Consider the following 25,702-nt stretch of genomic DNA (forward strand, 5'->3'; position numbering starts at 1 on the left):
ATTAGTGGTCATTAAGCTAAATGTTAGCAACAGATAATCAGGTATAGGGTTATCTGTTTTTTTTTATTAAAAATAAACTGATCTTAAGGAATAGGTCGATTTTTATTATAAGGATATACATGCGTTATTATCAAAAACGAATGAAGTTGTTTTTTATTATCAGTGTGTTATTTATTCCATTAAAAGTAAATGCCAAAGAAAATAGTTCTGTTTTATTCTCCTATTCTTCACCTCAACACCAAGTTGCCCAAATAGGCCAACAACTTTATCGCGCTTTACAGCAACAGCAGTGGAAAAAGGCCGAAGAACTATTACTGGACTATCAACAATTACCTTTCCATGAAACACTCTTAATTGATTATGCTAAAGCGCTTTTAGCCCAAACAAAAGGCAATTTTTTACAGGCTGAGTTTTATTATCAGCAGCAACTTAAACAAAAAGCTGATTTTATCCCAGCACAAACAGGGTTAATACAGCTTTATTTTCATTTGCGAGAATATAAAAAAGCACAGCAACAACTCGATCAGTTGAGTAGTATTGTTGATTTACCAAAAGATATTAGTCAATCCATTGAGTTTTATAAGGTTAAATTAGCCGCTTATTTTCAAGGTCAACGTTTCTATCAACTTAGCTTCTTTTATAACGATAATATTAACCATGCACCTGATATAGCTGAAAAAGTGGTCTCTCAATCCACGCAAAGAAAAGTGACTTTAAGAAGTGCAAAACCCATTGTATCAACGGGTCTTACTCATTATTTTTCTTTTTATCAGCCTGTTATCATTTATTCTCACCATACTTTTTCTTCTTATACTTATGCACGATATATAGATTATCACTCTCACCGTCGTGCTAACTTTTTGGCATTATATACACAGCTGGGTTATCGCTATCAAAAATCGCAATATCAATGGTCAATGACTCCTTATTACGAAATAAAAAAACCACAAGCTCAATATGAATATCAAGCATGGGGAAGTGAAGCGCAATTTTCTTATTTTATTAATAAAAAGCAAACTATTAATTTAAGTTTTGATTATAAAATAAAAAAATATCAAGAAGCGTTAAATAATTTAAATAGTCGGCGACTTAGTTATAGTACTAACCATAACTATTATTTTAATAATAGAATGCAGTTAGTTAATCAATTAAATTATCAGTTAGATCGTAAAAAAAATACTTTATTAAATTATCAGCTGTATGGTATAAAAACTGGCGTTTATTATCCCTTGTCAGTGAATTGGCATATATCTCTTTTTTTACAGTATCAATTTAAATACTATAATAACTATAACCCTTTATTAAAAAAGAGAAGAAAAGATAATAGTATTGTTTTTACAACCAATATTAAAAATAAATCATCTTTTATTTTAGGGTTTTATCCCGCAATAGAATTTCGTTATACCCGAAGATTAAGCAATGTGGATTGGTTATATCAATATCAGCAACACGAAGTGTTATTTAAATTAGAAAAACAGTTTTAATTAAATAAATCACTTCTTTTATTAATTGAATAGGTAAAACAATGCATATAATGCTTTTTAGAAAGCGAAAAATTGTTTCAATCTTCGTTTCTCTATCGCTATTTTCTCCGTGCTTTTATCTGCAAGCCAAAGAAGATAAAACCGATCTTGGTCATATTCAAATTTCTGATAATAAAGAAAAAGATACGCAAGGTTATTCACAAGTTTATGAGAAAGATGTCTCTAATGTTTATTTAGGCAAAGAGCTATTAGAGCGTTATCAAGGTATTTCTCCAGCTGATTTACTAAAAAGCGCCATTGGGGTTTATAGTGGTGAAGCGCGTAATGGTGGGGCGCTTGATCCGAATATTCGGGGTATTCAAGGGCAAGGACGTATTCCTGTTACGGTGGATGGTACAGAGCAGGCAATTACCGTTTATCGAGGTTATAGTGGTGCCTCTAATCGTAACTATATTGATTCTAATTTGATTAGTAGTATCTATATTGAAAAAGGCCCTTCATTAACTCCAGATATGAAAACAGGTATTGGTGGCGGTATTGCGATTAAAACCCTAGATATTCGTGATATTGTGCCTATTGGTGACTCTTTTGGTATTAATTTTAAAGGGGATATTAGTAATAACTCTACACGGTATAAAGAAGTTTATTTAAATATGCTTGGAGATTACCGTAATCAGCCTTATTTTTATCATTATGGTTCAAGAGTTATTGATCCTGCGTTAGAAATCACACCACAAAAAAATAAAGATTGGCATTTTCATGATCATTCATTTCGCCTAGGCATTGGGTTTGAAAAAGAAAAATTTAATTTATTATTTGCTTATGCACTGCGAGAAAAAGGCAATTATTTAGCAGGAAAAAGAAATACAAAAGCTTATCTCGAAACCGATAATATGAAATCTATCCACTCAATTGATTATAAAGTAAGGTTAACACCTTATGTTCCTTTTATTGCTCATATTTATCGTCCTGGTAATGAAGTACCGAATACATCCAGCCGTAATCGTTCATTTTTAGTTAAAGGGACATTATTCCCTGAATCAACACACCGTTTTTCGATTAATTATCGATACACCGATTTACTGTTTGGCGATATTATGCCATTACGATTAGAGTGGGCTCGTTATGAAAAAAATTTAGTGACTCAATGGCCATTAGCAACGATTAATCAACAGACAGGTATATTAACTTATCAATATAAACCCGAAGATAAACAAACCGATTTATTATTAAGATTGTGGGGAAATTCAACCACAGGACATACCAATACTCGTGGTGGTGAACCTAGAGTATCTCGGCAAATTGATTATGATGAAAAATATTTATCTAAATGGGATACAAAAGTAGACACGCGTTTTATTGATACTGCTTCTCTTTATCAAGAAAATAACCGTTACGGTATTGATTTATCTTCGATATTTAAATTATCACCGCAATTTTCTCTTTCATTTTCCAGTCATTATCAATTTGAAAAATTAGACAGTGATGAATTGGAATTACCTGCAGGTTTTGATTTTGTTACCTCCGGGCGAGCAGGACAACGTCATGAAATTAACTTAGCCCTTTCCACAGATTGGAAGCCACTTTCTTGGTTAGCTATTACTGCGGGCGGGAAATATCATTATTATCATTTAACCGATACTTTTTTAAATAATAAGCGACGTAATAATGTAAAAGGTTATGAAAAATCCCCTTCAATAAGAGGCTTTATTTTGCCTTATCGACGTACATTAACTGCGGAGGAATATTTATTATATAAAGCTTACCATAGGGTGGATGTAGAAACGTTACCTGAAGAGCTTAAAAATTATCGACGTTATCCAGAAATAGATAAAAAAATGCGTAAGTTTTTACTCTCTAAATTTGTTTATCCTGAATATGAAAATTTATCACCTGAAATAAAAGAAAAAATTATTAATCATCATAAAGTTAAAAAAACTCAAGTTCATATGATGCACGATGATTTTCTTCGTGATGAACAAGGAAATCTCAATATAGAATCTTCTCAAAAACGTCCTATGATCACGGAATATACCGTCATACTTTATGATAAAAATGGCGAATTATCTAAAAGTAAAAATATGTTCTTAAGTGGTTATGCTGATATCAATGAAAAAGTGCCCGATCCCATTACAGGTAAATTAGTTAATAAATATGAAATGGGTGTGACCAATCCAATCCCTATTTATCTTGATGATGATAAAGATAATTTTGCACCTGAGCCCAGTTATCAGCATGGGGCCTTTTCACCACTGGTGTCTGCAACGGTGTATGCCAACGAGATATTGCGTTTTTATGGCCGTTATACCGAGCAACTGCGTTTGCCTAATTTATTTGAAGACACTAGCGGATTTTCAGGCTCTAAAGCTCGTTATTATGGCTTTAAATTAAAACCAGAACGCGCCAAAAGTACAGAGTTTGGGGTTGTATTTGATTTGACCGATTGGCTTAATGTCGAGCGCCATGCCGATATTAAAATTAATTATTTTCATACCAATATCGAAAATGTGTTTGATAGAGATGCAAATTGGCAAATTAGGCAATTTGAAAAGCAAAAATTAGAGGGGCTGGAAGTTCAAGCGCGTTTTGATAACGGTTTTATTTTTATGGATACGGCTTTAGTTTATAGCCATAAAAATAAGGTATGCGATAAAAATGCCTTTAGTCACTACGATCCTTTTGGTTTCTTGGGAATTAAAGAGTGTATGACAGGGGGGTATCCGGGTGGTTTTTTACGTACTTCTATTCAGCCTAAATATTCGGTTAATTTACATTTAGGTACCCGTTGGTTAGATAATAAGTTAGAGGTGGGCAGTCGCTGGCTCTATTCATCAGAAGTAGAAAATAAAGATGAAAAATGGCTAAAAGAAAAGTTACCAAGAGAAATGTACGGCAGAAATAATAATCCGATGCGTTGGGCAAAAGTTTTTACCGTCGATGCCTATATTAACTATCAATATAGCCCTAATTTATCGTTTGAAATAACAGGCAGTAATTTATTAAACGAATACTACATTGATCCTTTAACGCGATCAGGTATGCCTGCACCCGGAAGAACCTTCCGATTGGGTGTGACTGCACAATTTTAATTAAAAGAGAATTAAGGAGCTTTTTGTTATGTTGGCACTTTCTGTCAGGCAACCGCTTAATATTTATTACTGGCTAATAGCTATCTCGTTAGTTTATATCGCTATATTAAGTTGGCTGTTGCGTTCACTTTCTATGGCAGAAAGTGCACACCATATTCATCAGCAACAAGAAAATACATTATCTGTTTACCAAGTGGTATTTTCACCGCCCCAACAATCGACAGTCGTGCCTGAGCCTTTAGTGGAAACGGCACCTCAAGAAACTCCCATTGTGTTGCCAAATGCCGAAATAGGAGAGTTTGTTGAAGCACCAAAGAAAATACCTGAAAAGCCCAAAGAAAAACCGATACCTATAAAACCAGTTACACCAGTAAAAAAACAGGTCGTACAAGAAAAAGTAGAACCGATAAAACAGCGTGATTTAGAAAGCCAAGTAGCACAAATAACATCAGAAGCATCTGCAGAAAGCTTAACGCAACATACGGCAAGTTCGTTAGCAGGAAGAAGTCATGCACTAAGCGAGAAAGGCATCGGGCAAGGTGAATCTGACAATCACTATATAAGCTCATTGCGCCGAGAAATAGAGCGTCATAAACGTTATCCATCACAAGCGCGCCGCATGCAACATGAAGGTCAGGTAGTGGTGAGTTTTTCTCTCACCGCAGAAGGTGCTATTGCCATGGTTGAGATAGAAAACTCTTCAGGGATTTCTTCACTGGATAATGCAGCAATGGCTGCTGTAAAGCGAGTAAAACCGATAGGGCCTAAGCCTGAAAGCGTATTGAACCCGCTTATTGTTTCATTAGATTTTCAATTAAATTAATCTAGTAAATAAAACACCTAAGAGTGAATTTAGACTTAGGTGTTTTTATTAGAATTAATGGTTAAAACAGTACAGTAATATCTGCTAACACAGTGTTAGGTTTAGAAAAGTGCAAATAAAAATAAAGATTGGATGCGTTTTCTTGTGTGAATAAATAATCTAATTCAAGTTGATAAGTTCGAAAATAGGCTTTTTTATTTGTTACTGGATGATTAAGTAATGGTGTTATTTTATAAATGATATTGTCCTGATTTAGGCCAAGAGAAAAGGTATTTGAAGCAATTAATGTCCCTTTAAGGGCATTGCCCGTTCTCACAGAAACTGAAAGTGATTGTTCACTTTCAGCTGCGCACTGTAATAACACCTTCATTTTTTGCGAATTATTTGTTTTTCCAATCGTTTCTTCTGAAGGTAAGCAAAAATAGGCTTCTTGATTTAACAAAATACAGTTTTTACCCACCAGCATATCACTATACCCATATTGAGCTTTACTTAATTGCGTATCAAACCCATGATTTAAATCCAACTCATAGCTTTTTTGTCGTACAGGCAAGTGGTTTTTAGTTTCTAGTGTAAGAGAAGCATAACCGTCATAAAAACGGAATATAGGTGCAGATTCTGTTAACCAAGCGCCAGAATCATCATGGCATTGTTTACCATTATGTCGGCTTAAATAAAGGTTTACGCCATTAAAACAGTAACCAGGAATATTAAGATAAGACTTGTTCTCTCGGCGGCCTTGACCAATGGTAAAGCTATTATTGTTTACATCATCAAGCACCATATAGTGTAATGCGCCCCAAGGGGTATCAGAAATATAACGTACAGAAGGTAAAATTTGAGAGGGCGATAAATATGCTTTACTGCTATCTGGTGTAAAAAAAGTGTCTGTTTTTAATACATCACGACTATCCCCCGCGACACCATAACAGCCTTCATATTGAAAACTATCTGGTACTTTTTCAATACTTAAATAGTTGTGTTTAATACGAATAACAGCATCAATATGAGAATAGGTTTCGATACTTTGTAACATGGATGTTCGATGTAATATATCTTTGCCTATATCAAAGTAAGCTTTGTAATAGCTGATTTTAGGATCGGTATGGCTATAGTCATGTCCATATAACTCTAAGCTATTCCAGCGAGAAAATGGTGTGTTAAATTCGATTTCAAAACTCTTTTTTATCCAAGCCTGATAAAAAGATAATCCTGATGTGTAAATACCGGATAAAAAAACATTACTTTTATTATAATCATCTTTAAATATATTAGATGTTTGCCGATAAATGGCGGTATGAATTGCGCTATTAAATTTATCTACACTTTCTCTTAATGTTTTTAGATTACTTTTAAAGTAATCATCACTTAATTCAAGTTTATCTTTATTAGTGAGAATATCGTAATGCGCAGCAACAAAAAGGGCGCAACAATGACAATAAAAAGGTAAGCCTGCGGATTGCGCTAAATTTAAGACTAATGGTTGTTGAGAAACGATTGTCGTAATTACATCATCAAAACGGTTGAGTACTTGTTCCCGTAAATCTTTTTTTTGTTGTACAGAATAATGCATTGTAGGATCAAGATAACGAGCAAACGAATCAGAGAATAACTGATACACATCGGATATTCCCTCTGTGGTGAGTTTGATAATTTTAACATTATTATCAGCAATTTTAGCGTCAATAATACGAGAGACATGCTCGATAATTTGATTAGCTAGCGAGCTATCTTTCATATTTTTATTCATCATACCAAAGAGTGCAGAGGTGATTTTTGATAATGCACCACCGACAACCGGTATTAAACCAATAATATGTCCGATGACGGTTTGTCCTACAATAATGGGAGCATTGAGTGGATCTTGCTCATTAAATTTATCGACAATGGTCGGTAATACATTACTATTGCGGTTAATCATATCCAACATACCTTCTTGGAGTTTTTGGTAGTCGATACAGATTAATGGCTGTGTTGCAGGGAGTGATGAAGGACTAATGGCGACTTTTAATGGATTGAAATGCATAAAGAAAACTCCTTGTTTAATATTTAGTTCCATTGTTCGATTAATTGAGGCTGGCCAGATAATCCGTTATAAACAGCAATAGAAAGTTGCGAGCCATTAACTTCAACAGATAAGTAATCCCCTTTAAATAAAGCGCCACTGTTATAAACGGGAATATCACCAAAGATCTCACTACCACCGTAACGATTATCTTGTCCAACATAGTGTGTATGGCCAACAAAAACTGCTTTCACACCATAGTGCTCAATCATGTATTTAAAAAAGGAGAGTTCTTCTTGAGAGGAGTTTTCAGGAAAATGTTGGTTACCATCATGAAAATTTAAAATAATGGTTTTATTACGATTGCGAGCTTGGATTAAATCTTTTTCTAACCAATCAATGGAATCCGTGACATTGATTGTTGATGCAGCCCAATGGTCGAGTACTACGTGATAAGTAGGATAATTTTGTAATTGAACAAAATGGATTTCACCATAGTCCCACGAATAGGCTTTACTACCTGAATATTCACTACTATCGTACCGGAAATTTTCTGAGGTTGAATAATGACGGTATTCTTCAATACGATAATGCATATCAAACACCATGCCTCTGGCACAAGCATTCATACTGTAATCAGAATTACTCGGTTCTGAGCAATCACCGACATTATTTTGATAATCATGGTTACCTAAACCGACATAGGTATTAAATCCTAAGGGAGATGGGGCAAAAAGAGAGCGAAAACTTTCTCGTTGGTGACGACGACCAAATTCCGTTAAGTCGCCGTTAATAATACCAAAAGCAAAAGATTTTTCGCGATGTAATAATTGTATGCTATCTCTGACTTTTCTAACTGTTGCCTCCCAACGAGTTTGATCGTCATTGGGATCATTATTATCTAAATTGAGTCTCCAAGGTTGAGGATCTGACATTACAATAATGTTGTAGTGTGTAGATTGTGTCGGGGTCGTCATAGCTATATTCCTTTTCGCGTTTTGTGTGAGATCTCCTTTTTGACGTAAATAGAAACGAACTACAATTTCAAAGTTTGTTAGTCATCTATGAGGGAAAGTAGAAAATATAAGGGAAAAAAGAAAGCGGTACTTTAAGAGGGAAAGTATCAAGTTACCGCTTTTTATTGGTTTGATAAATTAATTAAACTGCTTTTCTCTGTGATTTATTGGCAGCCCACAGTCCACTCATTTTCATTGCATAACCAAATAACACACCGACAATAAGTGAAGGAATAGTTTGTGTTAAATCACCTTGAGCAGCAAAAATGGTACAGGCGCCAATAAAGGTACCAGGAATATAGGCAAGCAGAGTGCTTTTAGCTTGAACGCACATTATAAAGGCAATCACACCCGTTACGGCATAGCCGAAAATAGATATATCATCAAACAGTTGGCTACCATAAATAATTACTAATGCCCAAATCACGCCACTCATAATTGTGGCAATTGTTACTGCTAACCCTTTTAATCCTTCTTTAGGGTAAGCAAAATAAGCTGTACAACCTAGAAAACCAGCCCAACTTAATAAATCAAATTGATTAGCTACAAATGCCCAAATGGCAGAAAGAATGCCTGTTGTCAGCGCAGTAAAATAAAGCGTTCTCACGATAGACTCTTAAATATAAAGGGGATATTTACCCAGTTAACTAAAGGCGAAGTTTAGCATTGTCATTGACTGGTTTTCTATATTTTGATCATGAAACATGATAATTTTAATACCTATTTTTTCTCTATCTAAAATCTATTTTTCTTTTTAAAAAAGGAAAAGATAAAAAGTAAACGATTGCGTTATTTACTCAATGAATAAATAAAAAATAACTAGATATATCGTCTGATATTTATTTTTAATCGTGTAATTAAAGAATGGTATTAAATAATATAAAAAGTAAAAGAAGATAAGTCATTCATTTTACTTTTCTTGAGAAAGTTTATTACCTAAGTTAAATGCGCACCTATAACTTTTACCTGCTATAACCGTTAAATTGAAAATTACACGGTATAGCAGGTAAGTTGCTAAATATTAGCTAATCTAACAACGCGTGCTTTCATTCCATCCAATATTGTATTGCTGATCTCAGAAGGGAAATCTTCGGGTAATTGCTGTTTTACGCGTTGTATAACATCGTCCATTTCTTGATAAAAATAACGAAGAATCTTGCTCATCAAGGAAGGATCGAAACCGACAGCTTCGGCTGTTTGGTAAAAATGGCGAGGAAAAATTTGTTCTATTGCGTATTTTTTGCCTCGGCTTGCTTTTAATCCCATAGCAAGTTTTGCATCTCGTGGATTAAGTCCTTTTCCTCCAAAATTGGGATAGATAGACATAATGTCATAAAGAGGTGCGAGATGAAAACGTCCTTCTTGGTTGATAAAAACAGAAAAATTCTTTGCATGTCCATCTGTTGCCGCTAACAGCCAAAATAGCACTTGCGCCTTCATAAAATGAAAACGGTCTTGATCGGCATTTGATGAGCCAAGTAAATATTTCATAATATCGATAATGCCAGGGCCCCCTTCATTTTCATATTTTAGTGCAGAAGGTATATTTAGAATTTGGCAAAAATCTTCTTGAGGTAAACGTATTATCCACGATTTATCTGATGAGTATTTTCTATCAAAACGTTCTACAGCAAGCGCTTTAATATTTTTTGTTTTAATAATAGAGCAGTGAGGAACAGGAAGATCAAATTCTTTGGCAATTAAGGTACAAAGATATTCATTTTCTACACTATCGGATAAATCCATTGTATAAGAATGACCTTCAATAACACCAATAGGCAGCTTAATAATATGTGTAGTCGGCGTATTATTGTGTGGCACACACCAATGATCATCTTTTAAAAGTAATGCTGTTTTTTCTTGCGCACCAGCAATAGAGATTCTGAAGTCAGGATATTCTTCAAGCATGCCGAGTGGTGTATTGGATTGATATCCTAGTAGAATTTTCTCAAGTTCAGTGTCATCGAGTTTGTGATATTCTATTTTTTTGATATTCGCGGGTGTACTACCACTAGGAAGTAACCTTAATGCACCAACAGTATCTGCACCGATAGCCGCTAAAAGATCAAAGGGTTGGCTTGAATTCGCATTATAGCGACTCACAATACGATTTCTAATTTCAGTATTATCAGGTAACAGATTATCAAAGAAATTATAGACACAGTCTCCTTGATATTCTTGAAGTTGTAATGGCATCGAAAGAGAGATCGGACGACTTCCTGGCTGATTAACCCAATCTTCAGTATATTGGAATGAATGCGCACCCGAGCTTTTTTTAGTAAAAATCCCCACATAGTATTCATTCATATATACATCAAGACTCGCCATTTACCACTCCTCTTTCCATTCACTTTTGTGTGCTAAATTATTTTTAGCATCTTTAGGGTGAATTTCCATCTCTAAATTTAGTGCAGAGAGCAGTTTGAAAAAGGTTTCTAGTTTGGTGGAATTAGGATTAAGTTCAAAATTGGACACGGTGTCTTGTCGAATTCCTACTTTTTTGGCGACTTTACTTTGAGATAGTTTTTTTGTTAATCGGACATCTTTTAGATGTACGCTGAGTTGATAGGCGTTAATTATAATCATCATCTTCTACCGGTTATAGGCGTTAATATCTAATATACCGGTTATAGCGTGTAGATCAAGGTCTAATGGTTATAGCGTGTAGATCTGATTTTACCTGCTATAACCGTTAAATTGAAAGTTACACGGTATAGCAGGTAATGTTGAGTTGTTATTTCCCAATACAGAAACTAGAGAAAATACGACCTAATAAATCATCTGAGGTAAATTCACCTGTAATTTCACTTAATGCTTGTTGAGCGAGTCTTAGCTCTTCTGCTAATAACTCACCTGATTTTGCATAAACCAGTTGCTCATGACCTTGCTGTAAATGTTCTGCTGCGGTATTTAATGCCTGTAAATGGCGACGACGAGCCAAGAAACCACCTTCAGTATTACTGTTAAAGCCCATCGCTTCTTTTAGGTGATCGCGCAGTAACTCGATACCCATACCATCACGAGCAGATAAGCGGATCATCGGGTAGTTTCCTTGTGCCGTGATCTCAGCATTTTCCCCTGTTAAATCTGATTTGTTACGAATAACAGTCACAGGCAAGGTGTTTGGTAAACGTGCCATAAATTCAGGCCAGATATCTTCAGGTGTTGTTGCATCGGTTGTGGTGCTGTCAACCATAAATAGCACTCTGTCTGCTTGCTCAATCTCTTTCCAAGCACGTTCAATACCAATGCGTTCAACTTCATCACTGGCTTCACGTAAGCCTGCTGTATCGATAATATGCAAAGGCATACCATCAATATGAATATGTTCACGCAATACATCGCGAGTTGTACCAGCAATATCCGTGACAATGGCCGCTTCTCTGCCAGCTAATGCATTTAATAGGCTTGATTTACCTGCATTAGGACGACCAGCGATAACCACTTTCATTCCCTCACGTAACAGGCTACCTTGGCGAGCTTGAGCACGAACATCATCTAATTCAGCAATAACAGCATTGAGTTTTCCTTCGATGATGCCGTCAGAAAGAAAATCAATCTCTTCATCAGGGAAATCAATAGCCGCTTCAACATAAATGCGTAAGTGAGTTAATGACTCTACCATCTCGTTAACATGAGAAGAAAATGCACCTTGTAATGAATTAATCGCTGAACGTGCTGCTTGTTCTGAGCTGGCATCAATTAAATCAGCAATCGCTTCTGCTTGTGCTAAATCGAGTTTGTCATTTAAAAATGCACGTTCAGAAAATTCTCCGGGATTTGCAATACGCACACCAGGAATTTGTAAAATACGTTTTAGTAATAAATCTAGAATAACGGGGCCGCCATGGCCTTGTAGTTCTAGTACATCTTCACCTGTAAATGAGTTCGGATTAGGGAAGAAAAGGGCGATACCCTGATCAAGTACTGAGTTGTCATCATTGCGAAATGGCAGGTAATCGGCATAACGAGGTTTAGGCAATTTGCCTAAAACGGTTTGCGCCACAAGGGCAGCTTTGGGGCCAGAAACGCGTAGGATACCAACACCGCCTCTTCCCGGAGGTGTGGCCTGAGCGACGATAGTATCAGTGCTATGCATGGTGTACTCGCTTAATCAGAATAATCATATCAATATAAAAAACAGAAGGCGGTCATTGTAGACCGCCTTCGCTATTTTATGTCACTTTCCTTTGAATGTAACCAAGGAAGAGGTTTTTCCTCATGTGACCTTATTTTTTGTCTCTACTGTGTAAGCCACGTTTTTCCAGACCGCGGTAAATTAACTGCTGCTGGATAATGGTCACTAAGTTACTGACGATATAGTACAGAACCAGACCTGATGGGAACCACAGGAAGAATACAGTAAACACAACCGGCATAAAGGTCATGATTTTTTGTTGCATCGGGTCAGTCACTGCAGTTGGAGACAGTTTCTGAATGATGAACATTGTCACACCCATTAATAATGGCAGGATGTAGTATGGATCTTGCGCAGACAAGTCTTGTATCCATAACATAAATGGCGCATGACGTAATTCAACTGAGCCCATCAGCATGTAGTACAAAGCAAGGAAGATTGGCATCTGGATAATCAGTGGTAAACAACCACCCAGAGGATTCACTTTCTCTTGTTTGTATAACGCCATCATTTCTTGGCTCATACGTTGTTTGTCATCACCAATACGTTCACGCAGTGCAGCCAGTTTTGGTTGCAGTAAACGCATTTTCGCCATGGAGGTGTACTGTGCTTTAGTCAGCGGGTACATGATACCACGAACGATAAAGGTGATCATGATGATGGAGAAGCCCCAGTTACCGATAAAGCTGTGAAGGAATTTCAGCAGTTTAAACAGTGGCTGAGAGATAAACCATAACCAACCGTAGTCTACAGACAGGTCTAAATGTGGCGCGATAGCGGACATTTCTGACTGAATTTCAGGACCAACCCATAATGTAGAGCTGATGTCAGCTGTGCTATTGGGTGCAATTGTCACCGGTGCTGATTTATAACCAATCAGAGCAATAGATTTGTTTTCCAAAGTGATAGTATAGAATTGATTATTCTGACTATCTTTAGAAGGAACCCATGCTGTTGCAAAGTACTGTTGTAACATTGCAACCCAGCCATTATTGGTGGTTAGAGATAAGTTTTTATCTTCGATATCACCAAAGCTGTATTTTTTATAGTTGGTTTCATCTGATGAGTATGCCGCACCACGATAAGTGTGTAGCGCAAAGTTGCTGCTACCAGTATCACGGCTTTCTGGCAATTTAACAGATTGTTTTAACTGACCGTAGAAGTTCATTGTCAGTGTTTTATCTGTTGTATTCTCAATTTTGTAATCAACGCTGATATCGTATTGACCTTTTTTCAGAATGAAGGTTTTGATGAATTTCACCCCATCTTCATTCACAAAAGTCATAGGTACGCGTAATTCATCCTGATTTTCACCAAGTACGAATTCGTTTTTATCAGCACTATAAACTGGGCGAGATTTCTGATCTGGACCATCAGGGCCGATTAAGCCACTTTGAGCCTGATACAGGAATTGTGGTGTAGTTTCCAGTAAACGGAAAGGCGTAGTCGAATTAAGCTCGGCGGGATAGGCTAACAAATCAGCCTCATCGATAGTACCGCCCTGAGTATTGATACGAAGATCAAGTACGTCAGTTTTTACGGTAATCAATTTTGCCTGCTCATTGCTGTTACCAGTTACAGCAAGACTATCACTGCTTGGCACGTCCGCTTGTTGCGAGACCTGAGCGGTAGTGGTGGTGTTTTGTGAAACTTTATCACCCTCCCACTGCTGCCAGATCAGGAAAGAAACGAACAGCAAAGCGATGAATAGAAGATTGCGTTGCGAATCCATCGTTAATTTTCTCTGTTATCGTCGTTTTTTCTAGGTGGGACAGGATCATCACCACCTTCGTGTAAAGGGTGGCATTTTAATATGCGTTTCACTGTTAACCAACTACCTTTTATCATTCCAAACCTGCGCAATGCCTCAATTCCGTAATTAGAGCACGTAGGATTAAAACGACAACGAGGCCCCAACAGAGGACTAATCCCCAGTTGATAGCCCCTAATTAGCAAAATCAGGACTTTTGAGCCAAGCGACAATGACGACGCCATAATTTACCCAACACTTCCGTCAATTGATGGTTATCAAGTTCAGCAACCCCTTTTCTTACTAATAGCACAAAATCCATCGGCGGTAATTCATGCTGATGTAAACGAAAGTATTCACGGGCTAATCGTTTAATACGATTACGCTCATGAGCACGTTTAACGTTTTTCTTTGCGATTGTTAGACCGATGCGGGGATGCCCCAGCTCATTCTGGCGACCCAAAATAGTAACTTCTGGAGAACTCGCACGTTGTGGTTGCTGGAAAACAAAATTGAAATGCTTGGGAGTTAACAAACGTAACTCCCTTGGAAAAGCGAGCTTAACCACGGAATGGTTAGCTTTTATTATTTCGAAGAAACGGTCAGACGAGCGCGGCCTTTCGCACGACGGCGAGCCAGAACCTGACGACCATTTTTAGTGGCCATACGAGCGCGGAAGCCGTGGTTACGGTTGCGCTTCAGTACAGACGGTTGAAAAGTGCGTTTCATGGCGATTTCTACCTACTTAATATAATTACTGATTCAGCAAATGCGTTGACAGACAGGCGTGCAATAAATAAACAAACCAGTACTTCAATCGCAGCATCAATGATGGAAAGATGCGGGATTGTAATAAAATCACTCAAATGCGTCAATCAAGATGACGCTTTAAGTACCGATTTTTGTCGTCTTTTTTAGCAAACCCGATAATCAATCCTGACTTATGCGCAACGAGTACGCTTATTAGCGGCCTGAAAGAGAGCCTTAATAAGTGACTTTGTTGGTACAAGCACGCAGGGTGCAAGATTATACGGACTCATGGTGAAAGCGCAAGGATCTTTGGTGGATCAAATGAGAGATATTTGATCACTTCCTATAAGAAGGAGAGATTTATGTAAAGAGAAAGTTATCCCCAATTGCTATTTATAGGGCGACTCAAGTACACTAGAACGCCTTTGCATATTTCATTTGGTGAATTATCTTAAATCAGTAAGCCTGTGGATAAAAACCATAAAAACTGTGCAAAAGAAAGAGGATCTTCGTTTCATTTTGCGATATGATCCCCCGTCACGATCAGAATAGCCAGTCTGCGATCGTGAGTCACGATGTAAAAAAATCGTTGTCACCAAGAGTTGTTCCTTATTAAGAATTGAAGAGGAACGGTGTTGTGCACTTTGTATTTAGGCACACAGTGTTTAACTGCATTTTTCCTGTTTATTTTTTAGTCTTGTTTTTTTAGGGGAGTCCGCCGTGTCACTTTCGCTTTGGCAGCATTGTCTTGCCCGATTGCAGGATGAGTTACCTGCCACTGAATTTAGTATGTGGATACGTCCCTTGCAGGCAGAACTAAGCGATAATACGCTGGCACTGTATGCACCTAATCGTTTCGTTTTAGATTGGGTGAGAGAAAAATACATTAATAATATTAATGCATTATTAGTGGATTTTTGTGGCTCAGAAGTCCCTTCTTTACGTTTTGAAGTTGGTAATAAGCCAGCATCAGGGCGTACTACGGAAAGTATTCCTAAAGCTGTTGTACATCCAACGGTGAATACAACTCCAACACATAGCCAGCCTGTTCGCCCTAGTTGGGATAATCAACCTGCGTCTCAACTGCCTGAGCTCAATTATCGCTCTAATGTTAACCCTAAACATAAGTTTGATAACTTTGTTGAAGGTAAATCAAACCAGTTAGCAAGGGCAGCAGCAAGACAAGTCGCTGATAACCCAGGTGGCGCTTATAACCCACTCTTTTTATATGGTGGAACAGGACTGGGTAAAACCCACTTGTTGCACGCAGTGGGTAACAGCATTATGGAACGTAAAGCGAATGCAAAAGTTGTTTATATGCATTCTGAACGTTTTGTACAAGATATGGTAAAAGCGTTACAAAATAATGCGATAGAAGACTTTAAACGCTATTACCGTTCTGTGGATGCCCTCTTAATTGATGATATTCAATTTTTTGCCAATAAAGAGCGTTCACAAGAAGAATTTTTTCATACCTTTAATGCATTGTTAGAGGGTAATCAGCAAATTATTTTAACGTCAGACCGTTATCCTAAAGAGATTAACGGTGTTGAAGATAGATTAAAATCGCGCTTTGGTTGGGGATTAACGGTTGCTATTGAGCCACCTGAACTTGAAACCCGAGTCGCGATTTTGATGAAAAAAGCGGATGAAAACCAAATTCAGTTACCTGACGAAGTGGCTTTTTTTATTGCTAAAAGACTTCGTTCTAATGTCCGTGAGCTTGAAGGTGCGTTAAATCGAGTGATTGCTAACGCAAACTTTACAGGTCGTGCGATTACTATCGACTTTGTACGTGAAGCATTACGTGATCTGCTGGCCTTGCAAGAAAAATTAGTCACTATCGATAATATTCAAAAAACGGTTGCTGAGTATTATAAAATTAAAGTCGCTGATTTACTGTCAAAGCGACGATCTCGATCGGTTGCCCGTCCGAGGCAAATGGCAATGGCGCTGGCAAAGGAATTAACAAACCACAGCTTGCCTGAAATCGGGGATGCCTTTGGGGGTCGTGATCATACAACTGTACTTCATGCATGCAGAAAGATAGAGCAATTGCGTGAAGAAAGTCATGACATCAAAGAAGATTTTTCTAACTTAATCAGAACATTATCATCCTAGCGCTATGAAATTTATCATTGAACGTGAACAGCTTCTTAAGCCGCTACAACAAGTAAGTGGCCCTTTAGGTGGTCGTCCAACATTACCTATTTTAGGTAACTTATTGCTTAAGGTGACTGAAAACACCTTATCACTAACAGGAACTGACCTTGAAATGGAGATGGTAGCGAGAGTTAACCTTAGCCAGTCTCATGAAATTGGCGCCACAACTGTTCCTGCGCGTAAGTTTTTTGATATTTGGCGTGGGCTACCTGAAGGTGCTGAAATCAGTGTTGAGCTAGATGGTGACCGCCTATTAGTGCGTTCAGGTCGTAGCCGCTTCTCCTTATCAACATTACCTGCATCTGATTTTCCTAACTTAGATGATTGGCAAAGTGAGGTTGAATTTACTTTGCCTCAAGCAACATTAAAACGCCTCATTGAATCCACTCAGTTTTCAATGGCACATCAAGATGTGCGTTATTATCTCAACGGTATGTTGTTTGAAACTGAAAACACTGAATTACGCACGGTTGCAACAGATGGGCACCGTTTAGCCGTATGTTCGATGGATATCGGACAATCTTTACCTGGTCACTCGGTTATTGTTCCTCGTAAAGGTGTTATTGAATTAATGCGTCTACTGGATGGTGGTGGTGAAAGTTCACTGCAACTACAAATCGGTAGTAACAATATACGTGCGCATGTAGGTGATTTTATTTTTACCTCGAAGTTGGTTGATGGTCGTTTCCCTGATTATCGTCGTGTATTACCGAAAAACCCAACCAAAACAGTAATTGCAGGTTGTGATATTCTTAAACAGGCATTTTCTCGTGCTGCCATTTTATCTAATGAGAAATTCCGCGGTGTGCGTATTAACCTCACGAGTGGTCAATTAAAAATCACAGCCAACAACCCTGAGCAAGAAGAAGCAGAAGAAATTGTTGATGTTCAATATCAAGGCGAAGAAATGGAAATTGGCTTTAATGTCAGCTATCTCCTTGATGTATTGAATACCTTGAAATGCGAAGAAGTTAAGCTGTTACTGACTGATGCCGTTTCAAGTGTTCAAGTTGAAAATGTGGCAAGTTCTGCAGCTGCTTATGTTGTTATGCCAATGCGTTTATAATAGTCACTAACATGATTTTATCCCGTTTATTGATCCGCCATTTTAGAAATATCGAACAGGCGGATCTGCCATTAGCGGATGGCTTTAATTTTCTTGTTGGACCAAACGGGAGTGGTAAAACAAGTATACTTGAAGCGATTTACACCTTAGGACATGGACGAGCATTTCGTAGTTCTCAAGCAAATCGCGTGATCCAACATGATGAAAATGCATTTATTCTTCATGGGCGTTTAAGTGGGCTTAATGAAGAAAGCCGTGGCTATGCGATTGGATTAAGTAAAGATCGCGAAGGAAATAGTACAGTTCGCATTGATGGTAGCGATGGTCATAAAATTGCAGAGTTAGCAAAATTGTTACCCATGCAATTAATAACACCTGAAGGTTTTACTTTACTGAATGGTGGGCCTAAATATCGTCGCGCGTTTATCGATTGGGGCTGTTTTCATAATGAACCTCGATTTTTCGCTGCATGGTCGGATTTAAAACGTGTTTTAAAGCAACGTAATGCAGCACTAAGGCAAGCAACGTCTTATCGACAGCTGATGCCTTGGGATAAAGAACTTATCTTATTAACGCAACAGATAAGTGAATGGCGAGCTCAATATACTGAAGATATCGCTAAAGATATTGAAGAAACGTGTCGTCTGTTTTTACCTGAATTTTCGCTGAAAGTCAGTTTTCAGCGGGGGTGGGATAAAGAAACTGATTATGGTGAGTTGCTAGCACGTCAATTTGAACGTGATAAAATGTTAGCCTATACCTCACTTGGTGCTCATAAAGCGGATTTACGTATTAGAGCAAATGGCACGCCAGTAGAAGATATGTTGTCACGAGGCCAGCTCAAGTTGTTGATGTGTGCATTGAGGCTGGCACAAGGTGAATATTTCACTCGTAAGAATGGGCAAAGATGCCTGTATCTGCTCGATGATTTTGCTTCCGAATTAGATGTAAGTCGGCGTCAATTGTTAGCCGAGCGTCTAAAGTCTACGCAAGCTCAAGTGTTTGTCAGTGCGATAACACAAGGGCAAGTGAAAGATATGCTAGATGTAAATAGCAGGCTATTTAGCGTAGAACGTGGCAAAATAGAGGTTAAACCATAGGAATAAAGCGAGAAACGTTGATGTCGAATACATATGACTCCTCAAGTATCAAAGTATTAAAAGGGCTGGATGCGGTGCGTAAGCGCCCGGGGATGTATATCGGGGATACAGATGATGGAACCGGTCTGCATCACATGGTCTTCGAGGTGGTCGACAACGCAATCGACGAAGCCCTCGCGGGTTTCTGTGATGAGATTATTGTCACTATCCATTCAGATAACTCCGTCTCTGTTCGAGATGATGGTCGTGGAATTCCAACCGGCATTCACCAAGAAGAGGGTGTTTCAGCAGCAGAAGTTATTATGACGGTTCTGCATGCGGGGGGGAAATTCGATGATAACTCCTATAAAGTCTCTGGTGGACTTCATGGTGTAGGGGTTTCTGTTGTTAATGCGTTGTCTGAAAAACTCGAACTGACTATTCATCGCGATGGAAAAATCCATCAGCAAATTTATCGTCATGGTGTACCTGATGATCGCTTAAAAGTGATTGGTGATACCGAAAAGTCAGGCACATTTGTTCGCTTCTGGCCAAGTCTTGAAACCTTTAAAGGCGAGACTGAATTCCAGTATGACATTTTAGCAAAACGTCTGCGTGAGTTGTCATTCTTAAACTCAGGCGTTTCTATCCGTTTAATTGATAAACGTGATAACCGTGAAGATCATTTCCATTATGAAGGCGGTATTAAGGCATTCGTTGAATACTTAAGCCGTAATAAAACGCCAATTCATCAAAATGTATTCTATTTCTCCACTGAAAAAGATGGTATTGGTGTTGAAGTTGCGATGCTGTGGAATGATGGCTTCCAAGAGAATGTTTATTGCTTTACCAACAATATTCCACAACGTGATGGTGGTACACACTTAGTTGGTTTCCGTACTGCAATGACTCGTACGTTAAACAACTATATGGATAAAGAAGGGTTTAATAAGAAATCGAAAATCAGTGCAACGGGTGATGATGCGCGTGAAGGCTTGATTGCGGTTATCTCTGTTAAAGTTCCAGATCCTAAATTCTCATCACAAACCAAAGATAAACTGGTTTCTTCAGAAGTTAAAACAGCGGTAGAAACGCTGATGAATGAGAAGCTGGTGGAATACCTGTTAGAAAATCCAAACGATGCGAAAATCGTTGTCGGTAAAATTATTGATGCTGCTCGTGCTCGTGAAGCTGCACGTAAAGCACGTGAGATGACACGTCGTAAAGGTGCATTAGATTTAGGTGGCTTACCAGGTAAATTAGCAGACTGTTCTGAACGTGATCCTGCTTTCTCTGAACTGTACTTAGTGGAAGGGGACTCTGCGGGCGGCTCTGCAAAACAAGGGCGTAACCGTAAAACACAGGCTATTCTGCCGTTAAAAGGTAAAATCCTCAACGTTGAGAAAGCGCGCTTTGATAAAATGCTGGCGTCTCAAGAAGTAGCAACATTAATCACAGCATTAGGTTGTGGTATTGGTCGTGATGAATATAACCCAGATAAACTGCGTTATCACAGCATTATCATCATGACGGATGCCGACGTCGATGGTTCTCACATTCGTACGTTATTACTGACTTTCTTCTATCGTCAAATGCCAGAAATTATCGAACGTGGTCATATCTTTATTGCTCAACCACCACTTTACAAAGTGAAGAAAGGGAAGCAAGAGCAATACATCAAAGATGATGATGCGATGGACGAATATCTGATGTCGATAGCGCTTGATGGTGCAGCGCTTTATATTAGTGAACATGCGCCAGCAATGCACGGTGAACAACTTGAAAAACTGGTTGTTGACTACCATGCTGCACATAAAATTATTCGTCGTATGGAGCGCATTTATCCACTGAGCATGTTAAATAGCTTGGTGTACCATTCAACGCTCACAGAAGAAGATTTATCTGACAAAACCAAAGTTGAAGAGTGGATGAGTGGCTTGGTCAACCGTTTAAATAATGCGGAAGAGCAAAGTAGCACTTATAGTTATACCATCACTCAAAACGATGAAAACCGTCTGTTCGAGCCTGTATTACGTATCCGTACTTACGGTATTGATACAGACTATAAACTGGATTATGACTTTATCCACAGTAGCGAATATCAACGTATTACTCATTTAGGTGACATTATTGGTAACCTAATTGAAGAGGGGGCGTTTATTGAGCGTGGAGAGCGTCGCCAGGCGATTTCAAGTTTTGAAGAAGCACTTGAGTGGCTTACAAAAGAATCTCGTCGTGGTCTTGCTGTACAGCGTTATAAAGGCCTTGGTGAAATGAACCCAGAACAATTATGGGAAACCACCATGAATCCAGATACACGTCGTATGATGCAAGTTACCGTTAAAGATGCGATTGCAACCGATGAGTTATTTACCACCTTGATGGGTGATTCGGTTGAACCTCGCCGTGCCTTTATCGAAGAGAATGCGTTGAAAGCGGCAAATATTGATATCTAATGACGTGTAATGTCGCTAAGTAAAAAAACCAGCTAATTCAATTAGCTGGTTTTTTTCTATTTATGGGCGCTGTTTTATTGGAAAATTAACGCAGAATATTCAACATGCGACGTAAAGGCTCTGCTGCACCCCATAGTAGTTGGTCACCGACTGTAAAGGCTGAAATAAATTCAGGGCCCATATTCAGTTTACGAATACGCCCTACAGGAGTGCTTAATGTGCCCGTTACTGCGGCTGGTGTTAACTCTCTAATAGTCAACTCACGATCATTAGGGATGACTTTTACCCAGTCGTTATGGTTGGCAAGTAATTGTTCAATTTCAGCAACAGGTAAATCTTTTTTCAGCTTTAGAGTAAAAGCTTGGCTATGGCAACGTAATGCACCAATACGAACGCAAAGGCCATCGACAGGAATAATATTTGAACCTGTATTTAGGATCTTGTTAGTTTCAGCTTGTCCTTTCCACTCTTCACGGCTCTGGCCGTTTTCTAATTGTTTATCAATCCAAGGGATCAAGCTACCTGCCAGAGGAACACCAAATTGCTCAGTTGGCATTGTACCACTGCGCGTAAAGTTAGTGACTTTACGTTCAATATCTAAGATTGCAGATGCTGGGTTTTCTAGCTCTTTCACTACTTGATTATGTAAAGAGCCCATTTGTGACAGTAACTCTCTCATATGGCGAGCTCCCGCCCCAGAAGCGGCTTGATAAGTCGATACGCTTGCCCATTCCACTAAATTGTTAGCAAACAGACCACCTAATGACATCAGCATTAAACTGACCGTACAGTTACCGCCGACAAAAGCTTTAATGCCTTTGTTTAAGCTGTCTTGAATATGTTGACCGTTGACGGGATCGAGAATAATCACGGCATCATCATTCATACGCAGTGCTGATGCGGCATCAATCCAGTAACCTTGCCAACCTGCTTGGCGCAGTTTTGGATAGATTTCATTGGTATAGTCACCACCTTGGCAACTAATAATAATATCGAGTGATGCTAGCGTATCAATATCATAAGCATCTTGCAGAGTGCTACGGTGATTACCATAAGCAGGTGCTGCTTCACCTAATTGAGATGTGGTGAAGAAAACAGGGTTTATCCCATCAAAATCACGTTCTTCAACCATTCTTTGCATTAAAACGGAGCCGACCATACCACGCCAGCCCACAAAACCAACATTTTTCATTGTAATTACCCTGTCTTTGTCTGTAGGAATAGTGAGAGACCTCACACTAACCTGACAAAATATAGAGATAGGTGCAAGTTAATTTATTGATTATTTACCAAAGAATTAGAAGTGTTTCTTATAGTCTGCGTAGAGTTAACAAAAGAAAGCCACAGAACGAACAAATATCAATGAGTTGTTAAAAAAGAAAATAAATTTACCATAAAAGTGTAAGAATATTCTGCTATATCTTATTTTCTTTTTTAGGATAAATAAAAATATATTCATATTTAAGAAAATAGAGTAAAAATAGAAAAATGTAAAATAGTGTAATATATAAGAAAAACGTATTTACTTAGAGGTCACTCCAAGCTTTATACTAAACGCTACTGTTTAATAGATGATGTATTTTCATAAATAAAAATAATGATGAAGGTTCTTCATTTTATTTGAATTTTATTTTACCGCTTATTAAGTGGTGTTAGGAGGCGAAATGGATATATCCACAGTCATTCCATTATCTACGTACTACTCGTATTTAAAACGGTTTGTGATTTCACCAACCACGATGGGTACTATCGCGCCTTCATCTCGTTGGTTATGTTATGAAATGCTGGATAAACTCAATTGGCAACAGGACATTCAAGTTGCTGAATTAGGTGCTGGCACGGGTGTTATTACTCAACAGATCTTAAAAAGAATGTCGGTGAATTCCTCATTAGATGTTTTTGAAATAGAACCTAGTTTTGCAACAGAATTAGATAAAATTAATGATCATCGATTAAGAGTTTATACAGCATCGGCGGAGAAATTAAATAGCCATTATAATATGATTATTTCAGGGTTACCTTTTTTATCGATACCAAAGAAAACAGGTTTAAGAATTTTAAAACGGGTACATAAAGAGTTATTAAAAACACAAGGTTGTTTTGTGTTATTTCAATATACCACTCGATATGAAAAAACGTTATCTCGTTATTTTCATTTAGAAAAGAAATTAGTTATGCGGAATGTTCCCCCTGCTTGGGTTTATTATTGCACGCCTAAAAATAATATAGGGTAAATGAAAAGCTTGCTCGACGTTTATATTGTAAATAACAATTAAGAATCAATGCTATTTATTTAGATAATGTTTGAGCAAGTAAAATAACACTCTTTTCAATTTCAAGAGGATTATGAGCAGCATATCCTAATAATACGCCTTGTTTTGGGTAGGTTTGAATGCAGTAACGTGATAAAGGCTGTATAGCTAATCCAATTTCTCGTGATTTTTTCACAATATATTCTTCTGTATAACCAGCCTGTAGCCAGCAGACAATATGGATGCCAGAGTCTGTTGGTTCAACACAGAAGACATGAGATAAATGTGTTTTTATCGCATTAGTTAACACTTGATAACGTTCATAGCAGGCTTTTCTTATTCTTCTTACATGGCGGGCGTAATGCCCTTGAGACATAAATAACGCTAATGTTGCTTGTTCTAGAAAACCTGAATGCGAATCGGTGTAATATTTAGCAGCTTTAAATGTATCAACTAAAGGTAAAGGAACCACTAAAAAGCCTAAACGAAATCCGGGATACATCATTTTTGAGAATGTACCAGCATAAATAACGCGCTGGTATTTATCTAAACCTTGTAGAGATTGAATCGGTTTAGAGTGATAGCGAAATTCACTATTGTAGTCATCTTCGAAGATCCACACATTATTGGATGATGCCCACTCTAATAACGCAATACGACGTGAAAGTGAGAGTGTATTGCCTAAGGGAAATTGATGAGAAGGAGTTGTAAAAACAAGTTTTGCTTCTGGACACTGCGCTATTCCTCGAGAAATATCCATTCCATCAATATCTGAACTTATTGGATGTGGTTTTATACCATAAGAAGTGAAGATACCCCGAGCACTGTCATAACCAGGATCATCTAGCCAAACAGTATCTCCCTCTTGTAATAGAACTCTAGTGGTGAGATTTATCGCTTGCTGCGTACCATTTACAATAATGATTTGTTCAGGCTGACAAAAAAGCCCACGAGTTGATTGAACATATTGGCATATCATCTCTTTTAATGGCGTGTAGCCTGTTGGCGAATTAAATGTTGCGAGTGCTTTTTTTGATTGCCGCCAAACCCGCCCTAATAATCTTCCCCAAAGTTCATGAGGAAAAAGATCGACACAGCCAACGCCAACATGAAATGTAGGACTGCTATTGATATTGGGTTGTGACTGTTGCCAAAAAGCGTGGGCTTTTTGCATATTGGGATTTAGCGTTTCTAATGGATTTTTGATGTGTGTTGAAGAAGTAGAGTGGATTGTTTTGATCCACTGATCTGAAATAATCGCATCAGGGATTGTGCTTGCAACAAAAGTACCAGCACCGCGCCGGGTAAATAAATAGCCTTCATCAATTAAACGTTCAAATCCTGCAATAACAGAGTTACGAGAAATCGACATCATTTCAGCTAATGTGCGGCTTGATGGTAGACGGCTACCTGATGTTAAGCGCCCATCTAAAATCGCTTTTCTAATTGCGTGATAAACCTGAGAGCCAATAGGCCCCTCTTCTAAAACAAGGTTAGGAAAATAAGCTGTTTTTTTCTGTTTCATAAAGTGGACCCTATAAAAACACAAAAAGTGTACCTTATTGGGAACCAAAATTAAACGTACCATGGCCACGATTAAAGGCAGGCGATACTTTTTTATCGCATTGATG

At 38.0% G+C, this 25,702-nt stretch carries 20 protein-coding genes; 8 read left to right on the forward strand and 12 right to left on the reverse strand.

Annotated elements, in window-relative coordinates; all coding sequences use genetic code 11:
- The first annotated feature begins 119 nt into the window (after positions 1-119).
- The 3 genes from CUB63_RS13225 to CUB63_RS13235 are packed head-to-tail and all read left to right on the forward strand — an operon-like array spanning position 120 to position 5,396.
- Complete coding sequence (locus CUB63_RS13225) at positions 120-1,484, forward strand: surface lipoprotein assembly modifier (protein WP_109848239.1); 1,365 nt, start codon at positions 120-122, stop codon at positions 1,482-1,484.
- A 41-nt stretch (positions 1,485-1,525) separates the two neighbouring features.
- Entirely contained in the window at positions 1,526-4,573 is a 3,048-nt protein-coding gene (locus CUB63_RS13230) for a TonB-dependent receptor domain-containing protein (RefSeq protein ID WP_109848240.1), read from the forward strand.
- A gap of 28 nt (positions 4,574-4,601) precedes the next feature.
- On the forward strand, positions 4,602-5,396 hold the full coding sequence (locus tag CUB63_RS13235; protein ID WP_006534289.1) for a cell envelope integrity TolA family protein: 795 nt from the start codon (positions 4,602-4,604) through the stop codon (positions 5,394-5,396).
- Between the two features lie 61 nt (positions 5,397-5,457).
- Here the strand turns inward: CUB63_RS13235 and CUB63_RS13240 are convergent, their stop codons facing one another.
- The 10 genes from CUB63_RS13240 to rpmH form a co-directional block, all read right to left on the reverse strand.
- Positions 5,458-7,422, reverse strand: coding sequence for a hypothetical protein (locus CUB63_RS13240; RefSeq protein ID WP_193524914.1), 1,965 nt, complete (start codon positions 7,420-7,422; stop codon positions 5,458-5,460).
- 23 nt (positions 7,423-7,445) lie between these two features.
- Positions 7,446-8,378: a metallophosphoesterase gene (locus CUB63_RS13245; protein WP_109848241.1), complete on the reverse strand. Its 933-nt coding sequence runs from the start codon at positions 8,376-8,378 to the stop codon at positions 7,446-7,448.
- A 181-nt stretch (positions 8,379-8,559) separates the two neighbouring features.
- Complete coding sequence (locus CUB63_RS13250) at positions 8,560-9,024, reverse strand: DUF1097 domain-containing protein (RefSeq protein WP_006534283.1); 465 nt, start codon at positions 9,022-9,024, stop codon at positions 8,560-8,562.
- Between the two features lie 407 nt (positions 9,025-9,431).
- On the reverse strand, positions 9,432-10,745 hold the full coding sequence (locus CUB63_RS13255) for a type II toxin-antitoxin system HipA family toxin (protein ID WP_109848242.1): 1,314 nt from the start codon (positions 10,743-10,745) through the stop codon (positions 9,432-9,434).
- On the reverse strand, positions 10,746-11,003 hold the full coding sequence (locus CUB63_RS13260; RefSeq protein ID WP_072064722.1) for a helix-turn-helix domain-containing protein: 258 nt from the start codon (positions 11,001-11,003) through the stop codon (positions 10,746-10,748).
- Between the two features lie 148 nt (positions 11,004-11,151).
- Positions 11,152-12,516 carry a tRNA uridine-5-carboxymethylaminomethyl(34) synthesis GTPase MnmE gene (gene mnmE, locus CUB63_RS13265; RefSeq protein ID WP_006534279.1) on the reverse strand — a complete coding sequence of 455 codons (1,365 nt, stop codon included), beginning with the start codon at positions 12,514-12,516 and terminating at the stop codon, positions 11,152-11,154.
- Positions 12,517-12,646: 130 nt separating this feature from the next.
- Positions 12,647-14,287: a membrane protein insertase YidC gene (gene yidC / locus CUB63_RS13270; protein ID WP_109848243.1), complete on the reverse strand. Its 1,641-nt coding sequence runs from the start codon at positions 14,285-14,287 to the stop codon at positions 12,647-12,649.
- Between the two features lie 2 nt (positions 14,288-14,289).
- Entirely contained in the window at positions 14,290-14,550 is a 261-nt protein-coding gene (gene yidD / locus CUB63_RS13275; RefSeq protein ID WP_072064717.1) for a membrane protein insertion efficiency factor YidD, read from the reverse strand.
- A complete protein-coding gene (gene rnpA / locus CUB63_RS13280; RefSeq protein WP_071788569.1) occupies positions 14,514-14,873 on the reverse strand; it encodes a ribonuclease P protein component in 360 nt (119 codons plus the stop codon). Before rnpA ends, yidD begins: the two co-directional genes overlap by 37 nt.
- A gap of 17 nt (positions 14,874-14,890) precedes the next feature.
- Positions 14,891-15,034: a 50S ribosomal protein L34 gene (gene rpmH / locus CUB63_RS13285; RefSeq protein WP_004246509.1), complete on the reverse strand. Its 144-nt coding sequence runs from the start codon at positions 15,032-15,034 to the stop codon at positions 14,891-14,893.
- Positions 15,035-15,775: 741 nt separating this feature from the next.
- Between rpmH and dnaA the strand changes: the two genes are divergently transcribed.
- Genes dnaA through gyrB form a run of 4 tightly spaced genes read left to right on the forward strand, consistent with a single transcriptional unit; the run spans position 15,776 to position 21,819 of the window.
- Entirely contained in the window at positions 15,776-17,176 is a 1,401-nt protein-coding gene (gene dnaA, locus CUB63_RS13290) for a chromosomal replication initiator protein DnaA (RefSeq protein ID WP_006534274.1), read from the forward strand.
- A gap of 4 nt (positions 17,177-17,180) precedes the next feature.
- Complete coding sequence (dnaN, locus tag CUB63_RS13295) at positions 17,181-18,284, forward strand: DNA polymerase III subunit beta (RefSeq protein WP_006534273.1); 1,104 nt, start codon at positions 17,181-17,183, stop codon at positions 18,282-18,284.
- 11 nt (positions 18,285-18,295) lie between these two features.
- The gene (gene recF / locus CUB63_RS13300) at positions 18,296-19,384 is read left to right on the forward strand and encodes a DNA replication/repair protein RecF (RefSeq protein ID WP_109848244.1); all 1,089 of its coding nucleotides are present in this window, start codon (positions 18,296-18,298) and stop codon (positions 19,382-19,384) included.
- Between the two features lie 20 nt (positions 19,385-19,404).
- On the forward strand, positions 19,405-21,819 hold the full coding sequence (gene gyrB, locus CUB63_RS13305; protein ID WP_109398973.1) for a DNA topoisomerase (ATP-hydrolyzing) subunit B: 2,415 nt from the start codon (positions 19,405-19,407) through the stop codon (positions 21,817-21,819).
- Between the two features lie 85 nt (positions 21,820-21,904).
- Here gyrB and asd read toward each other — a convergent pair whose 3' ends face one another.
- Entirely contained in the window at positions 21,905-23,011 is a 1,107-nt protein-coding gene (gene asd, locus CUB63_RS13310; RefSeq protein ID WP_109848245.1) for an aspartate-semialdehyde dehydrogenase, read from the reverse strand.
- A gap of 472 nt (positions 23,012-23,483) precedes the next feature.
- Between asd and CUB63_RS13315 the strand changes: the two genes are divergently transcribed.
- Positions 23,484-24,053 carry a class I SAM-dependent methyltransferase gene (locus CUB63_RS13315; RefSeq protein ID WP_072064709.1) on the forward strand — a complete coding sequence of 190 codons (570 nt, stop codon included), beginning with the start codon at positions 23,484-23,486 and terminating at the stop codon, positions 24,051-24,053.
- Positions 24,054-24,108: 55 nt separating this feature from the next.
- Here the strand turns inward: CUB63_RS13315 and pdxR are convergent, their stop codons facing one another.
- Positions 24,109-25,596 carry a MocR-like pyridoxine biosynthesis transcription factor PdxR gene (gene pdxR, locus CUB63_RS13320; protein ID WP_109398971.1) on the reverse strand — a complete coding sequence of 496 codons (1,488 nt, stop codon included), beginning with the start codon at positions 25,594-25,596 and terminating at the stop codon, positions 24,109-24,111.
- Positions 25,597-25,702: the final 106 nt, after the last annotated feature.

Origin of the sequence: Proteus penneri (genome assembly GCF_003144535.1) — a bacterium.
Classification (GTDB): Bacteria; Pseudomonadota; Gammaproteobacteria; order Enterobacterales; family Enterobacteriaceae; genus Proteus; species Proteus penneri.

Bases quoted from the DNA above. Each gene is read 5' to 3' on its own strand.
- CUB63_RS13225 (WP_109848239.1), top strand. From the start codon at position 120: ATGCGTTATTATCAAAAACGAATGAAGTTGTTTTTTATTATCAGTGTG.
- CUB63_RS13230 (WP_109848240.1), top strand. From the start codon at position 1,526: ATGCATATAATGCTTTTTAGAAAGCGAAAAATTGTTTCAATCTTCGTT.
- CUB63_RS13235 (WP_006534289.1), top strand. From the start codon at position 4,602: ATGTTGGCACTTTCTGTCAGGCAACCGCTTAATATTTATTACTGGCTA.
- CUB63_RS13240 (WP_193524914.1), bottom strand. From the start codon at position 7,422: ATGCATTTCAATCCATTAAAAGTCGCCATTAGTCCTTCATCACTCCCT.
- CUB63_RS13245 (WP_109848241.1), bottom strand. From the start codon at position 8,378: ATGACGACCCCGACACAATCTACACACTACAACATTATTGTAATGTCA.
- CUB63_RS13255 (WP_109848242.1), bottom strand. From the start codon at position 10,745: ATGGCGAGTCTTGATGTATATATGAATGAATACTATGTGGGGATTTTT.
- CUB63_RS13260 (WP_072064722.1), bottom strand. From the start codon at position 11,003: ATGATTATAATTAACGCCTATCAACTCAGCGTACATCTAAAAGATGTC.
- mnmE (WP_006534279.1), bottom strand. From the start codon at position 12,516: ATGCATAGCACTGATACTATCGTCGCTCAGGCCACACCTCCGGGAAGA.
- yidC (WP_109848243.1), bottom strand. From the start codon at position 14,287: ATGGATTCGCAACGCAATCTTCTATTCATCGCTTTGCTGTTCGTTTCT.
- yidD (WP_072064717.1), bottom strand. From the start codon at position 14,550: ATGGCGTCGTCATTGTCGCTTGGCTCAAAAGTCCTGATTTTGCTAATT.
- rpmH (WP_004246509.1), bottom strand. From the start codon at position 15,034: ATGAAACGCACTTTTCAACCGTCTGTACTGAAGCGCAACCGTAACCAC.
- dnaN (WP_006534273.1), top strand. From the start codon at position 17,181: ATGAAATTTATCATTGAACGTGAACAGCTTCTTAAGCCGCTACAACAA.
- recF (WP_109848244.1), top strand. From the start codon at position 18,296: ATGATTTTATCCCGTTTATTGATCCGCCATTTTAGAAATATCGAACAG.
- gyrB (WP_109398973.1), top strand. From the start codon at position 19,405: ATGTCGAATACATATGACTCCTCAAGTATCAAAGTATTAAAAGGGCTG.
- asd (WP_109848245.1), bottom strand. From the start codon at position 23,011: ATGAAAAATGTTGGTTTTGTGGGCTGGCGTGGTATGGTCGGCTCCGTT.
- CUB63_RS13315 (WP_072064709.1), top strand. From the start codon at position 23,484: ATGGATATATCCACAGTCATTCCATTATCTACGTACTACTCGTATTTA.
- pdxR (WP_109398971.1), bottom strand. From the start codon at position 25,596: ATGAAACAGAAAAAAACAGCTTATTTTCCTAACCTTGTTTTAGAAGAG.